Here is a 14,724-nt window from a genome sequence, read left to right as displayed (position 1 = left end):
ATCCTAAGAGCCAGCAGGCGTTGGTATCAATTCTTGAACGCACAGCGAGACGATAAGGAGAACCTCATGGCCGAGGAATTCTGGTACAACATGATCACCAAAAAGGTGGAAGTCGGCGCGCAATCGGACTGGAGCCAACTATTGGGGCCGTACGAAACTCGTGAAGAGGCGGAGCATGCGCCGGAGAAAGTGCGGGAGAACACCGAGCGCTGGGATAAGGAAGACGAAGCGGACAGCTAATACTTAGCAGGCGGGCCGTTCCTCGGCGCGGGACGCCCGCAACCCGCTCAAGAGCGCGCGCAGTCCGCGCTCAAATGCCTCGGCTGCCGGATCGCGATGGCGATTCAGCGCCCGGACGGCCTCGGAAAATTCCGGGGCCGTTTCGCTTTCCTCGCCCAGGTCAAAAATGTCTGCCGGGGCGGTAGCGTCAAACGCCGAACCGAAAATAAACGACTCCAACGCCACAATCGCCGGAGCAATTGACTCGACGGGCCAGCCGTCTCGGGCAAATGCGGCGGCAACTTTCTCATACATGTCTAGCGTGGCCGGCGCGTTGCGGATCGGCATCACCGCGATGAGCGGAATCAGCGGTGTGTGAGCGGCAAAAACATCCTTGTAGGAGCGCGCCCACGCGGTGAGCGCGTCGTCCAGCGGTGCCGTGCCGAGTGCGGAAGTGTCCACCTCGCTCATAATCGCGTCCTGCATGAGAAGCAGCACGTCCTGCTTGGAAGAGACGTGGTTATAGAGCGCGGATGCGGCGACCGAAAGGTCTTTGGCAAGCGCAGGCATGGTGAGCGTCTGGTACCCCTGGGATGAGACCCTTTTTATGGCGGCGCGGGCAATCGATTCCTGTGTGAGCACCGTGCCGATCGGCCGCCCTGCCTTACGGCCAGTAGTTGCACTGCTCACGGCCTGGCCCCCCCATTCTTCCTCGACTTCATTGCTGGCACTTCCCAAGTATCGCATCGGTACGCTACGCTTGTTCTCATTATATGAATGACATTCATTTATTGTCACGTCCCGAGCATCCGCGAGAGGAACCATGGTGGACACCATCGAACGCGACGTCGTAGTCATTGGCGCCGGGCCTGCTGGCCTCATGGCCGCCCGGGAACTGACGCTCAAGGGCCGCAGCGTCGCGGTGCTCGAGTCCCGCGACCGGGTGGGCGGCCGGACCTGGACCAAGGACATTGACGGCGCCACCCTAGAAATCGGCGGTCAGTGGGTGTCCCCAGACCAATCCGCGCTCCTCGCGCTCCTGAACGACTTTGGCATTCAAACCTACCCCCGCTACCGCGACGGCAAATCGGTCTTCATCGCCGAGGATGGCACCCGCACCGAATACGTCGGCGACACCTTCCCCACCGATGAACACACCCAGCGCGAGATGGACCGGCTGATCGCCGAACTCGACCGCCTCGCCGCGCAGATGGATCCCCAGCGCCCGTGGGAACACCCCGACGCCCGCGCACTGGACACAATCTCCTTCCACTCCTGGCTGCGCACCGTCTCCGACAGCGAGGCCGCCTGCACCAACATCGGTCTCTTCATTGCCGGCGGCATGCTCACCAAACCGGACCACTCCTTCTCCGCGCTCCAGGCCGTCCTGATGGCCGCGTCCGCAGGCAGCTTCTCCCACCTGGTCGATGAGGACTTCATTCTCGACCGGCGCGTGGTCGGCGGCATGCAATCGGTGAGCGAACGCCTGGCCATGGACGTGGGTGCGGGCAACATTTACCTCGCCAATCCGGTGCTTCGCTTGGAATGGATGAACGACGGCGTTCGGGCCGTAGGTGCCAATGTCACCGTGGTTGCCAAGAAAGTGATCGTCGCCGTTCCGCCGAATCTCTATTCGCGTATTAGCTATGTTCCGGCGCTTCCCCGATTGCAACACCAAATGCACCAACACCAGTCCATGGGGCTCGTGATCAAGGTGCACGCCGTTTACCCGACCCCGTTCTGGCGCAATAATGGACTATCCGGAACCGGGTTCTCTCCGTCGCAATTGGTGCAAGAGGTTTATGACAACACCCTGCACGGGGACGAGCGCGGCACTCTTGTGGGCTTTGTCTCCGATGAGAAAGCAGATGCGATGTTCGCCCTTGACGCCGCAGAACGCCAAGCGGCCATTTTAGCGAGCATTGCGAACTATCTTGGCGATCAAGCACTCACCCCCGATGTGTACTACGAATCGGATTGGGGCAGCGAAGAGTGGACTCGCGGCGCGTACGCCACCAGCTATGACCTGGGCGGACTGCACCGATATGGAGCACACCAGCACGATCCGGTGGGCCCCATCTTTTGGTGCTCTTCGGATCTGGCTGGCGAGGGCTATCAGCACGTCGATGGGGCTATCCGGATGGGCGCCGCGGTCGCGGAGCGCGTACACCATCAACTGTTGTGAGGGAGAGCGAGAACCATGAAATTCACCGTAGGCTACACCGCAGATCAGCGCGGCCGCGAAGTTGTCCGGCTGGCCCAGTTCTTAGCGCAAGGGACCAAGACCGAACTGGACCTTGTCATGGTCGCGCCGCAGCCCTCGGCTCTCCAGTCTGCGCTACCCGGTGAAGTGGACTATCAGAATGTGGTCAGCCAACAAATCAACGAGTGGGCTGGCGAGGTGCTGGCGTCGTTGCCCGAAGATACCGACGCGCAAGTGGTAGTCGTCGGTGCGCGAAGCGAAGCACAGGGGCTCCTGCGAGTCAGTATTGATACCGATTCTGCCGTTATCGTGGTCGGTGCAGACGCCCGCGGGCTCAAGGACCGCTTCACGATTGGCTCGACTGCGAATGCGCTGCTTCACGCATCGCAAGTTCCGGTCGCGATGGCGCCGCACGGCTTCAGCGGTCACGGCGAGATGACCCGGGTATCGGCCTTTGTCGGGGCACTCAAGGGGGCACGCGCCGTCGTAGATACCGCGGCGGCCACGGCTGGAAGGCGGGGCATTCCGCTCCGCCTGATTTCCTTGCTACCGGTCGACTCGCGTAAACAGACCGCGGCCGATATTGAAGCGGCACGCCGCCGCTCGGATGAACTCCTGCATTCCTTGGTGGAGCCGTTGAATGTGGAAACCGAGACCGTTTCGGCCACCGGCAAAGACATCGAGGACGCCGTTGAGAGTCTTGACTGGCAACCCACTGAAATTGCGATCGTCGGCTCGAGCCGTCTGGCAACCCGCGGGAAGCTCTTCATGGGCTCCACCGCACACCGCATTCTGCGCGAACTGCCCGTACCGCTGGTTGCCGTCCCACGTTCCTACCGCACGCGTTCCGGTGAAAATGCCGACGCGCCCCCGCGCAGTACAGAATAGGATCTCATCACCCCCATGAGCGACAATGACGTCACCACCCAAACGCCGCGAAAACCGTCCACCGGCACCCAAGAGACAGGCGAACTCAGTGCGAAGGGCCTCAAACCAGGTGCGGTAGGACTGCTCGGAGCGGTCTTTATCGGCATCTCCTGTATCGCCCCGGCGTATACGCTCACGGCGGCGCTCGGGCCCACGGTGGCGCAAGTTGGCACGCAGCTTCCGGCAATTTTCTTGGTCGGGTTCATCCCGATGTTGCTCGTGGCCCTGGGGTACCGAGAGCTCAACAATGCCATGCCCGATTCTGGTACGTCGTTCACCTGGGCGACCCGGGCGTTTGGGCCGTGGATCGGGTGGATGGGCGGCTGGGGTTTGGTGGCGGCGACCATCATTGTGCTGTCCAATTTGGCCGCGGTCGCCGTCGATTTCTTCTACATCATGCTCGCCCAAGTGTTCGGCAATCCGGCCCTGGCCGACCTTGCCGCAAACCTTCCGGTCAATATCGCGACCACCCTGGTGTTTATTGCGCTCGCGTGTTGGATATCCTATCGCGGCATTCAAACGACCAAGGCCGTGCAGTACGTGTTGGTGGCGTTTCAGCTGGTGGTCCTCGGCTGGTTCGCAGTGGCCGCGTTCTCCCATGCGGCCGCAGGTACAGCTTTCGACTTTACCCCGATCAGCCCCGAATGGTTCAATCCCTTTGCAGTCGGCTCGTTTGCCGCCTTTGCCGCCGGCGTCTCGCTCTCAATCTTTATTTTCTGGGGCTGGGACGTGACCCTGACGATGAACGAAGAAACAAAAGACCCTGACAAGATTCCCGGCCGCGCCGCCACCATCACGGTCCTCGTGATCATGGCTGTCTACATCGTGGTGTCGCTCGCCGTCATCACTTACGCCGGTGTGGGCGAAGAGGGGCTCGGCGCGGGCAACCCGGAGAATCAAGAAAGCATTTTCGCGGTGCTCGCCGGTCCGGTCATGGGGCCGTTCGCGATTCTGATGTCCCTCGCGGTGCTCTCCAGCTCCGCCGCGTCACTGCAATCCACCTTTGTGTCGCCGGCCCGCACCCTGTTAGCGATGGGACACTACAAGGCGCTGCCGCCAAGCCTCGGGAACGTCAGCCCGCGCTACCTTTCACCCAGCCGTGCCACGGTTGTTGCCGGAATCGCCGCCGCCGCCTTTTACGTGGTCACTCGCTTGCTCTCCGAAAACGCGCTCTGGGACACCATCACGGCGCTCGGAATGATGATCTGCTTCTACTACGGGGTTACTGCCCTGGCGTGCGTCTGGTACTTCCGCCGCGACTGGACGGCCTCGCCTCGCAATTTCTTCTTCCGATTCATGGCGCCGCTTCTCGGCGGGATCATTCTGATCGTCATGTTTATCAAAACCGCGATCGACTCGATGGACCCGTCCTACGGTTCGGGCAGTGAGATCGGGGGAGTGGGTATGGTCTTCATCCTCGGCATGGCGGTCTTGGGGCTCGGCATCGTGTTCATGCTATACACCCGCTGGCGCCACCCGGCGTACTTCCAGGGCAAGACCCTCGCCCGCGCCCGCTGACCACGCTTCTCGCGTTGGACAGGGCTCTCCCACTGAAGCACGACGGCGGTGCGTTGCCTTAAGGAGGCGAGGCACCGCCGTCGTCCCTCACCCCACGGGACTAATTCTGGAATTCGTGGTCGGCGTCCGGGAAAGAGCCTTGACGCACGTCCCGGGCATAATCGCCGGCCGCGCGGAGCAGATCCTCTCGCAACTGGGCGTACTGCTTGACGAACTTCGGCATCCGCCCGGCGCGCATGCCGGCCATATCCTGCCAGACGAGCACTTGACCGGTCGTGGAGGCGCCGGCGCCAATGCCCACGGTGGGCACGGAAACTAAACGGTCCACCTCGGCCGCAACCGGGGACGGCACCATTTCCATCAGCACGCTGAAGGCGCCCGCCCGGGCCAGCGCATCGGCGTCGTCCTTGATTTTCTGTGCCGCGTCCCCGCGACCCTGGACCTTATAGCCGCCCAACGCGTGCTCGGACTGCGGAGTGAACCCAATGTGCGCCATGACCGGGACCCCGGCGGCAACCATCGCCTCAACGTGCGGGACAAAATGCGCGCCGCCCTCCATTTTGACCGCGTGCGCGCCGCCCTCTTTCATGAGCCGGACCCCGGCGCGGACCGCCTGCTCGGGGGACTCCTCATAGCTGCCAAATGGCAGATCGGCAATGACCAGCGCCTTTGTGGCCCCGCTCGTAACGGCCCGGGTGAAGAGAATCATCTCCTCCATCGTGACCGGGAGCGTGGTGGAGAAGCCGAGGACGTTATTGCCCGCCGAGTCGCCAACCAGGAGCACCTCCACGCCGGCCTCATCGAAAATTTGTGCCGTCAAGGTGTCATACGAGGTCAACATGGCAAAGTGCTCGCCGGCATCCTTGGCCGCCTGCAAGTGGGATATCCGTACGCGCGGACGGTCCGCCAACGGAACCTGTTGCGCGGTGCCGCCGCCATAGGGCGCAGCGGATTCGGGGGAGTTCGACTCTGGGGTGCTCATACGTTTAACCCTAATCCTTAACGCCGCGACGCACTCAAGGCGCCAAACGCCCCCGGCGCCCCCGAGCCGGTAGGCTAAAGCAGACTCATGTTTTCGTCCCACCATTGAGAGCGAGGGGTGCCCATGGACCGGCAGCAAGAATTTGTGTTGCGCACCATTGAAGAGCGCGATGTACGCTTCGTGCGACTGTGGTTCACCGATGTCATCGGCTCGCTGAAATCGGTGGCGCTCGCCCCGGCCGAGGTTGAGGGCGCCTTTGAAGAGGGTCTCGGCTTTGACGGCTCCTCCATTGAGGGGCTCGCGCGCGTCTACGAATCCGACATGCTCGTGCAGCCGGACCCGTCCACCTTCCAAATCCTGCCCTGGCGCGGCGAACGCGAGCAGACCTCGCGCATGTTTTGCGACGTGCTCACCCCGGACGGAGAGCCCTCCGCCGCGGACCCGCGCAATGTCTTGAAGCGGGTCCTCTCCCAAGCCGCAGACATGGGATTCACCTGCTACACGCACCCGGAAATCGAGTTTTACCTGCTCAAATCGGATCAGGTCGATGCCGCCGGGCAGCCAGTCCCGGTGGATCACGCCGGCTATTTCGACCATGTCCCCGGCGGCGTGGCGCAGGACTTTCGCCGCACGGCGGTCGCCATGCTGGAGTCGGTCGGTATTTCGGTGGAATTCAGCCACCACGAGGCAGGACCGGGCCAAAACGAGATCGACCTGCGCTACGCGGACGCCCTGCAAACCGCGGACAACATCATGACCTTCCGCACGGTCATTAAAGAGGTCGCGCTCATGCAGGACACCTACGCGACGTTCATGCCCAAGCCCTTCACCGACTTCCCGGGCTCGGGCATGCACACCCACTTTTCGCTCTTCGAGGGTGATTCCAACGCGTTCTTCGAGGCCGGAGCCGAATACCAGCTCTCGGCAACCGCCCGCCAGTTCATCGCTGGGATCCTGACGCACGCCCCCGAGTTCACGGCCATCACCAACCAGTTCGTCAATTCCTACAAGCGACTGTGGGGCGGCGGCGAGGCCCCGAGCTACATCTCCTGGGGCCATAACAACCGCTCCGCACTGGTGCGCGTCCCGCTCTACAAACCGAACAAGGGCCAGTCCGCGCGCGTGGAATACCGCGGCATCGACTCCGCGGCGAACCCGTACCTGGCCTACGCCGTGCTCCTGGGCGCCGGGCTCAAAGGCATCCGCGAGGGCTACGATCTGCCGCCGGACACCGAGGATGACGTCTGGTCGCTCACCGGCGCCGAACGCCGCGCCATGGGTCTCAAGCCACTCCCGAGCTCGCTGTATGACGCGATCGGCGTGATGGAGGAATCCGAATTCATGGCCGAAATCTTGGGCGAACAGGTCTTCAACAACTTCCTGCGCAACAAACGCCACGAATGGGGCGAATACCGCCAACACGTCACCCTCTTCGAACTGCAGCGCAACCTCTCCATCCTTTAACCCATGGCCAGCCTCACCCGGCAGTTGATCGCCAGCGGCTTCACGGATCTGGACAAGAGCCAACGCTTCCTCGCTGCGCCCGAACTCGAGGGCCTGGACGTCGAGCGGCTGGTCGGCACCCTTTCGGTGGCCGCAAACCCGGATATGGCGCTCGTGTCGCTGGTGCACTTGTGGGACGCGGTTCCGCTGGTCCGTCGCCTCACAGCCGAGATCGTTGGTACCGAGAAGCACGACGGCGCGCCAAGACTTTTTCGCGCGCTTGGCGCTTCCGAGGCGCTCGCCGAATATGCCCTGCGGGACGCCTCCACGTTGACCGCGGTGGAGGCGAGCGAGCCGCTTGGCCGCCGTAGCGCCGAGCAGTTGCGGGAGAGTTTGGTCGGTGCCGTCACGGGCGGGGAGTCCGGTTCTGCTCCGTCGGTGATGGCCGGGGTCGAGGCGTACCGTGCGCTGCGAGTGGCCTACCGGCGCGAACTGACGCGCATCGCCGTCAGGGACGTCACGGCCGCCGAGCCGACCGCGACATTCCCGGACGTGTCCGGTGAACTGGCGGATCTGGCGGGTGCGGCACTGGACGCGGCGCTGGTGGTGTCCGCGGCGGAAGCGAAAGAGCATTTCGAGGCGGCGGACGTAGACGGGGTGTCCCTCGCCGTCATCGCGATGGGTAAGACCGGGGCCGAAGAGCTCAACTATATTTCCGATGTTGACGTCATCTATGTTCTGGATGAGGGCGAGGTCGATCCGGATACCGCGCACAAGATCGGAACCGCGCTTGCGCGGGGCATTTCCCGTGTCATTTCGGCTCCCGCGAGCGAACCGGGACTGTGGGAGGTGGACCCCAATTTGCGTCCGGAGGGTAAGGACGGGCCGCTCGTGCGCACGCTGGATTCTCACGTGGCGTACTACGAACGCTGGGCCAAGGACTGGGAATTCCAAGCGCTCTTGAAGGCCCGCGCGATCGCCGGGGACAGGGAACTCGGGGCGCGATATGAGGCCGCCATGTCTCCTCTTATCTGGAGCTCGTCGAGCCGCGATGGGTTCGTCGAATCGGTGCAAAAAATGCGTGCCCGGGTGTCCGAGAACATTCCGGAGGTCGAACGCGATCGGCAAATCAAACTCGGCTCCGGGGGGCTGCGCGATGTTGAGTTCACGGTGCAGCTCTTGCAACTGGTGCACGGGCGGGTGGACGAATCCTTGCGCGTGCGCAACACGATGGACGCGCTCGGCAGGCTCAGCGACGGCGGATATATCGGTCGCGAGGACGCCGCGCAGCTTCGCGAATCCTACGCGTTCTTGCGCACGCTGGAGCACCGCATCCAATTGGAGCACATGCGCCGCACCCACCTGATGCCCGCGCACGAATATCAACGCCGTGCTCTCTCTCGCGGCATCTTGGGGCCCACGCTGGGCAAGGGTGCGAACGCGGAGGCGCTGGTGGCCAAGTGGCAGGAGGTGCGCAGGAGGGTGCGTGCCCTGCATGAGAACATTTTCTACCGCCCGCTCTTGGCCGCCGCAGCGAACCTGAGCGAGGACGAGGTCAAGCTCAGCCCGGACGCGGCCAAGGCACGGCTCGCCGCGCTCGGATTTGTCGATCCGGCCGGCGCCTTACGGCACATCGAGGCGCTCACCAAGGGGGTCTCGCGCTCGGCGGCGATCCGGCGCCAGTTGCTACCGGCCATGCTCGGCTACTTCGCCGAGGGTGTGGACCCCGATCACGGGCTCCTCGCGTTCCGGCGTTTGAGTGAAACACTGCGCGAATCGCCCTGGTACTTGGGTATGCTGCGGGATTCGCCCGGCGCGGCGGAAAATTTGTGCCGCGTCCTGTCCACCGGCTCGATGATTCCAGACATGCTGGAGGCCAACGCCGAAGCGGTCGCGTGGCTGGGCAACGGCAAGGAGCTTGTGCCGGTGCCGTTCGAATCGCAGTGGAAAGAGATTCAGTCCAAGATGTCCCGGCACCGCAAGGGCGAAAACGCGATGCGGCTCATCCGGCAGATACGCCAACGCGAAATTCTGCGCACCGCGCTCGCCGACGCTCTCGGGCTGATCGGCCAGCAAGAGGTCGGCCTGGCGCTCTCCGACGCCGACCGCGCCGCCATCCTCGGGGCGCTCATGGTCGCCGAGCGCAGCATCGCCGCGGACGAAGAGCTCGTGACGGACGTGCTCGTCGTGGCGATGGGCCGCCAAGGCGGCCGCGAGATCGGCTACGGGAGTGACGCCGACGTCATCTATGTGCACCAGCCTCGCGCCGGTGCCGATGGCGAACGGGCCGATGACGAACGGGCCACCGCGCAGGCGGAAAAGATCGTCGCCCTGGTTTCGTCCCTGCTGCAACAGCCCTGTAAGCCTGCCATAGTTGCCGAGCGACCGCTGTCCCTTGATTTGGACTTGCGGCCCGAAGGCAAGAACGGTGCCAAGGTGCGCACGCTGGACTCCTACCGGGAGTATTACGAACGCTGGAGCGACATTTGGGAGGCGCAAGCACTCCTGCGGGCCCGGCCGATCGCGGGTTCGGACGAACTCGCCGGCAAATTTATCGAGCTCATTGACCCGGTGCGCTATCCCGAAGACTTGAGCAAAAAGGACCGCCTGGAGATCGTGCGCATAAAGGCGCGGGTGGAATCCGAGCGGCTGCCTCGTGGAAAAGACCCCAAGCGGCATCTCAAACTGGGCCGCGGCGGGTTGAGCGATGTCGAGTGGCTTGTGCAGCTCTTGCAGCTGGAACATGCCCATCGGCACCCGGAGTTGAAGCAGACGTCCACGCTCGCCACCCTCGCGGCACTCGGTGAGCTGGGGCTGGTGAGCCAGCCGGACGCCGTCGTACTCCGCGATGCCTGGTTATTGGCTTCCAGGCTGCGCTCCGGGACCGTGGTGTGGACGGGGAAGGCGAACGATAGTTTGCCAGACAGCCGCCGTGATCTGGAGGCGCTCGCGCGGTGGTGCGGGTACCCGGCCGGGAGTGCGGCCGAGCTCGAGGAAGACTATTTGCGCGCCACACGGCAGGCGCGCGGCGCGTTCGAGAAGTACTTTTATCCGGGTTAAAAAACTTCCGTGAGCGTTAACTCGGGCTAACGCTCACGGAAGTTTCTCTGTGAGCGCCAACGGAGGTTAACGCTCACGGAAGTTGCAGGCTACACCCCGTAGTACAGCTCAAACTCGTACGGGTTCGGGCGTGCGGCCAGCGGCGCGATCTCGTTCTCGCGCTTGTAGGTGATCCACGCGTCGATCAGGTCCTGGGTGAACACGCCGCCGGCCTGCAGGAACTCGTTGTCCGCCTCGAGCGCGTCCAGTGCTTCCTCGAGCGAACCCGGCGCCTTGGGAATGTCCTTCGCTTCCTCCGGTGGCAACTCGTAGAGGTCCTTATCGACCGGCTCGTGCGGCTCGATGCGGTTCTTGATGCCGTCGAGGCCCGCCATCAGCTGCGCGGCGAAGGCGAGGTACGGGTTGGACGAGGGGTCCGGTGCGCGGAACTCGATGCGCTTGGCCTTCGGGTTGGAACCGGTGATCGGGATGCGGATGCCGGCGGAGCGGTTGCCCTGCGAGTAGACCATGTTCACCGGTGCCTCGAACCCCTTGACCAGGCGGCGGTAGGAGTTGACGGTCGGATTGGTGAAGGCCAGCACCGCGGAGGCGTGCTTGAGCAGACCGCCAATGTACCAGCGGGCAATGTCGGAGAGCCCGGCGTAGCCCTTCTCGTCATAGAACAGCGGCTCGCCGCCGTTCCACAGGCTCTGGTGGCAGTGCATACCCGAACCGTTGTCGCCGAAAATTGGTTTCGGCATGAAGGTGGCGGACAGACCGTACGCGAACGCGGTGTTCTTCACGATGTACTTGAACTTCTGCAAGTCATCGGCAGCGTGCACCATGGTGTCAAACTTATAGTTGATCTCGGCCTGGCCCGCGGCGCCGACCTCGTGGTGGCTGCGCTCGACCTCGAGCCCGGCCTCATCCAAGGCAACACAGATCGCGTCACGGATATCGGCTTGGTGGTCTTGCGGCGCCACGGGGAAGTAGCCGCCCTTGAACGGCGTCTTGTACCCGAGGTTACCGCCCTCTTCCTTCTTGCCGGTGTTCCACGGGGCTTCGATCGAGTCCACCTTGTAAAAGGAGCTTTCCGGGCTGGACTGGTACTGCACGTTGTCGAAGAGGTAGAACTCGGCTTCGGGTGCGAAGAACGCGGTATCGGCAATGCCGGCGGAGGCGAGGTACTGTTCGGCGCGCTCTGCCACCGAGCGCGGGTCACGACCATAGGACTCGCCGGTGCGCGGGTTCACAATGGAGAAGTTCATCGCGAGGGTCTTCTCGACGCGGAACGTGTCCAGGAAAGCGCTGGTGGGGTCCGGGATGAGCTGCATATCGGATTCATGGATGCCTTGGAATCCGCGAATCGAGGAGCCGTCAAACAGCTGGCCGTTCTCAAAAAAGTCCTTGTCCACGGTCTTGGCTGGAACGTTGAAGTGCTGTTGCACGCCGGGCAGGTCGGTGAACCGGACGTCGACGAAGACGACCTCTTCGTCCTTGATAAATTTGAGAACTTCGTCCGCATTTTTGAACATCGGCTAGGGCTCCTTACGAGTCTTTGGGATTGCGCCGGTTCTTTCACTCTATCGAAAATCGTTTCGGCCAAGTTTCGGTGCCAGCGTTGTTCCCATCCTAGGAAGGCGCAATTTCGCGGCTGTGTCGCTATTGTTTCCGGCGTGTTACGCGTCCGGGTTCGCCCAGGTGCGGAAGAAGAACGACGGCGAGCCAAGACTTCACGTCTTGGCTCGCCGTCGCGCATCTCGCCTTGCACCTCGTTTCGCATCCCTCTACCGCAAAAATTGAGCCGTATGCGGCTCTCAAAATGCGGTACGGGGATGCGAAACGAGAGGGAACGTTTAGCGTCCGCGCATCGCCTTGCGGTCCGGGCGGGCTTTGAACGGGTCGACGCCCTTGGGAATGCCCATGCCGCCGGCGAGCGAGGCGAGGCGCTTGTTGACCACATGCACCTCTGCCTTGGTCAGCGTTTTGGGGAGTTTTTTCATGTCGCGCGTGACGTTGCGCAACTCGGTCTGGCCTTCGCCGCGACCTGTCTCGATGACGTGCACCGGCACGTTCGGCGCCACACGGTTGACCTTTTTCGTTTCCGCGTTCACCAGCGGGCGGACTCGGCCGCGCGGCCCCTCGGTGACCAGCACAATGCCGGGGCGGCCAATCGCCCGAAAAACGACGTCCTGGGTGCGCGGGCTGACCGCAACCGGTTGTTCCTCGACGATCCAACCGCGGCGCAACGTACCGAGCGCGGCACCGGCGGCACCGGGCTTGCCCTCAATATTGGCAAATGCGGCCCGTTCGGCCTTGCGCGAGAGCACGATCATGGCGAGCAGCAAACCCAGCGGGATCGCGATCAGGAGCATCGTGATCCAGGTCAGTCCGCCCAGCAGGAACCCAATCACGAGGCCCACCAGGATGGTGCCGAGGAAGGCGAGAAGCATCCACCAAATGAGCGTGGAATCGTACTTCCGCGTCATCTGGAACACTTGGCCCATTTGTTTTAGGCGGCCCGGTTCCTTGTTCGGATTGGTGTTCTTGGGCTTGCGGCGGAAAAGGCCGCGACGTTCTTGGGTATTTTCTTCAGTGGAGTCAGCCATGATGCTCCCATTCTACGGGAGTTTCACAGCGCCCCGTTCCCGCGCCGCGGCTCATGGCTGCGAGGCGCTTGCCTCGCTACTGGCTAATTCGCGCGGGCAAGCACGGCATCGGCCTCCTGGCGCGCCGCACCGCCCTCACCCAGGTGCGCCAGCTCCGCGGGAAGCTCCAGCCCCTTCTTGCGCATCGCGGTGGCCCACAGCTTGCCGGCGCGGTAGCTCGAGCGCACCAGCGGCCCGCTCATGACACCTAGGAAACCGATTTCCTCGGCTTCATCGCGCAACTCGACAAACTCTTCGGGACGCACCCACCGTTCCACCGGGTGGTGCCGCTCGGAGGGCCGCAAGTATTGGGTGATGGTCAACAGGTCGCAACCGGCGTCGAAGAGGTCGCGCATGGCTTCGGAGATTTCTTCGCGGGTTTCGCCCATGCCGAGAATCAGGTTGGACTTGGTGACCATGCCGGCGTCGCGGCCCTGAGTGATGACATCCATCGAACGCTCGTAGCGGAAGGCGGGCCGGATGCGCTTGAAGATGCGGGGCACGGTTTCCACGTTGTGCGCAAACACCTCGGGCTCGGCGTCGGTGATGGCCTTGATGAGGTCCGGGTTTCCGGAGAAGTCCGGGATGAGGATTTCCACACCCGTGCCCGGGTTCAATTCGTGGATTTTGCGGATCGTTTCGGCGTAGAGCCAGACGCCCTCGTCCTCGAGGTCATCGCGGGCCACGCCGGTCACGGTCGCGTAGCGCAAGCCCATGGTGCGCACGGATTCGGCAACCTTGAGCGGCTCCAGACGGTCCAGCGGGGAGGGTTTGCCGGTGTCGATCTGGCAGAAGTCGCACCGGCGAGTACATTGCGAACCGCCGATCAGGAACGTCGCTTCCTTGTCCTCCCAGCACTCGAAGATGTTGGGGCAACCGGCCTCCTGGCACACCGTGGTCAGACCCTCGCGGTTCACGACCTTCTTCAGATCGATGAACTCCTGGCCCATATTGACCTTGGATTTCATCCAGTCGGGTTTGCGTTCCACCGGTGTTTCAGCGTTACGCGCCTCGATGCGTAGCAGACGGCGGCCTTCGGGCTGGGTGCTCACTGATGTGCTCCTTCAAACGTGGGGTTCGTTGCTGCTGGTGCGCCCATCGCCGCGATGCGCGGCTCCAGGCGGTCAAATTCTTGCTTGAGCCGCACGGCGAGCTCGGCGGGGCTCACGTCTTGACCGGTTTCGGCCTGAATGCTGGTGACGCCAGCATCGGAAATGCCGCACGGCACGATCTTGGCGAAGGCATCGAAAGAGTTATTGCAGTTGATGGCCACGCCGTGCTTCGCGACGCCCAAATGGATGCGCAACCCGATTGCGGCGATCTTGCGCGGCGCCTGCAATGCGTCGCCGGGTACCCATACACCGGGGCGGCCCTCAATCACGGTCGTGGTGATGCCGTATTCGGCGAGCACTCGAATAATGGCGTCCTCAAGCGCCTGCACAAAGTCGCTGACCGCGGCCTTGTTACGCAGCTTCACAATCGGGTACGCGACCAGTTGCCCAGGGCCGTGCCAGGTGATTTCGCCGCCGCGATCGATATCGACAACCGGCGCGCCATCGGTGGGCCGATCCTCATCCTTGGTGCGACGCCCCGCGGTGTATACGCTCTCATGCTCCAACATCAGGATCGTGTTGGGCTTTTGGTCCGCAACCACCGCAGCGTGGGTGCGCTCTTGCAAATCTAAGCCGTCCAGATACGGAACAAAGTCCGGATCGAAACCAACGTCAAGGTACCGAAACGCCATA

Annotated in this window: 12 protein-coding genes; 6 read left to right on the top strand and 6 right to left on the bottom strand. The window is 63.1% G+C overall.

Annotated elements, in window-relative coordinates; genetic code table 11:
* Positions 1-66 precede the first annotated feature (66 nt).
* Positions 67-240, top strand: a complete 174-nt coding sequence (locus tag O148_RS17675) for an SPOR domain-containing protein (protein ID WP_157374459.1) — start codon at positions 67-69, stop codon at positions 238-240.
* Positions 241-243: 3 nt separating this feature from the next.
* Here the strand turns inward: O148_RS17675 and O148_RS0101860 are convergent, their stop codons facing one another.
* On the bottom strand, positions 244-909 hold the full coding sequence (locus tag O148_RS0101860; protein WP_026529572.1) for a TetR/AcrR family transcriptional regulator: 666 nt from the start codon (positions 907-909) through the stop codon (positions 244-246).
* 133 nt (positions 910-1,042) lie between these two features.
* Between O148_RS0101860 and O148_RS0101855 the strand changes: the two genes are divergently transcribed.
* Genes O148_RS0101855 through O148_RS0101845 form a run of 3 tightly spaced genes read left to right on the top strand, consistent with a single transcriptional unit; the run spans position 1,043 to position 4,867 of the window.
* Positions 1,043-2,404, top strand: coding sequence for a flavin monoamine oxidase family protein (locus O148_RS0101855; RefSeq protein WP_035744447.1), 1,362 nt, complete (start codon positions 1,043-1,045; stop codon positions 2,402-2,404).
* Positions 2,405-2,419: 15 nt separating this feature from the next.
* Positions 2,420-3,310 (top strand): universal stress protein, encoded by an 891-nt coding sequence (locus O148_RS14180; RefSeq protein WP_051619703.1) that lies wholly within the window; start codon positions 2,420-2,422, stop codon positions 3,308-3,310.
* Positions 3,311-3,325: 15 nt separating this feature from the next.
* Positions 3,326-4,867 (top strand): APC family permease, encoded by a 1,542-nt coding sequence (locus tag O148_RS0101845; protein WP_026529570.1) that lies wholly within the window; start codon positions 3,326-3,328, stop codon positions 4,865-4,867.
* A gap of 100 nt (positions 4,868-4,967) precedes the next feature.
* Here the strand turns inward: O148_RS0101845 and panB are convergent, their stop codons facing one another.
* Entirely contained in the window at positions 4,968-5,849 is an 882-nt protein-coding gene (gene panB, locus O148_RS0101840; protein WP_026529569.1) for a 3-methyl-2-oxobutanoate hydroxymethyltransferase, read from the bottom strand.
* A 123-nt stretch (positions 5,850-5,972) separates the two neighbouring features.
* Between panB and glnA (O148_RS0101835) the strand changes: the two genes are divergently transcribed.
* Both glnA (O148_RS0101835) and O148_RS0101830 read left to right on the top strand, forming a co-directional pair.
* A complete protein-coding gene (glnA, locus tag O148_RS0101835; RefSeq protein WP_026529568.1) occupies positions 5,973-7,313 on the top strand; it encodes a type I glutamate--ammonia ligase in 1,341 nt (446 codons plus the stop codon).
* Positions 7,314-7,316: 3 nt separating this feature from the next.
* Complete coding sequence (locus tag O148_RS0101830; RefSeq protein WP_026529567.1) at positions 7,317-10,352, top strand: bifunctional [glutamine synthetase] adenylyltransferase/[glutamine synthetase]-adenylyl-L-tyrosine phosphorylase; 3,036 nt, start codon at positions 7,317-7,319, stop codon at positions 10,350-10,352.
* An 89-nt stretch (positions 10,353-10,441) separates the two neighbouring features.
* On the opposite strand, the gene glnA (O148_RS0101825) is transcribed toward O148_RS0101830, so the two are convergent.
* From glnA (O148_RS0101825) to lipB, 4 genes are all read right to left on the bottom strand, one after another.
* Positions 10,442-11,866, bottom strand: coding sequence for a type I glutamate--ammonia ligase (gene glnA / locus O148_RS0101825; RefSeq protein WP_026529566.1), 1,425 nt, complete (start codon positions 11,864-11,866; stop codon positions 10,442-10,444).
* 321 nt (positions 11,867-12,187) lie between these two features.
* Entirely contained in the window at positions 12,188-12,940 is a 753-nt protein-coding gene (locus O148_RS0101820) for a DUF4191 domain-containing protein (RefSeq protein WP_026529565.1), read from the bottom strand.
* 83 nt (positions 12,941-13,023) lie between these two features.
* Positions 13,024-14,031 (bottom strand): lipoyl synthase, encoded by a 1,008-nt coding sequence (gene lipA, locus O148_RS0101815; RefSeq protein WP_026529564.1) that lies wholly within the window; start codon positions 14,029-14,031, stop codon positions 13,024-13,026.
* Positions 14,028-14,723 carry a lipoyl(octanoyl) transferase LipB gene (gene lipB / locus O148_RS0101810; RefSeq protein ID WP_026529563.1) on the bottom strand — a complete coding sequence of 232 codons (696 nt, stop codon included), beginning with the start codon at positions 14,721-14,723 and terminating at the stop codon, positions 14,028-14,030. The genes lipA and lipB overlap by 4 nt, the downstream gene beginning before the upstream one ends.
* Position 14,724 lies beyond the last annotated feature (1 nt).

It is taken from the genome of Haematomicrobium sanguinis DSM 21259 (genome assembly GCF_000688395.1).
Classification (GTDB): domain Bacteria; phylum Actinomycetota; class Actinomycetes; order Actinomycetales; family Micrococcaceae; genus Haematomicrobium; species Haematomicrobium sanguinis.
The sequence above is the reverse complement of the archived record's forward strand: the minus strand, read 5'-3'. Positions and strand labels throughout refer to the sequence as shown.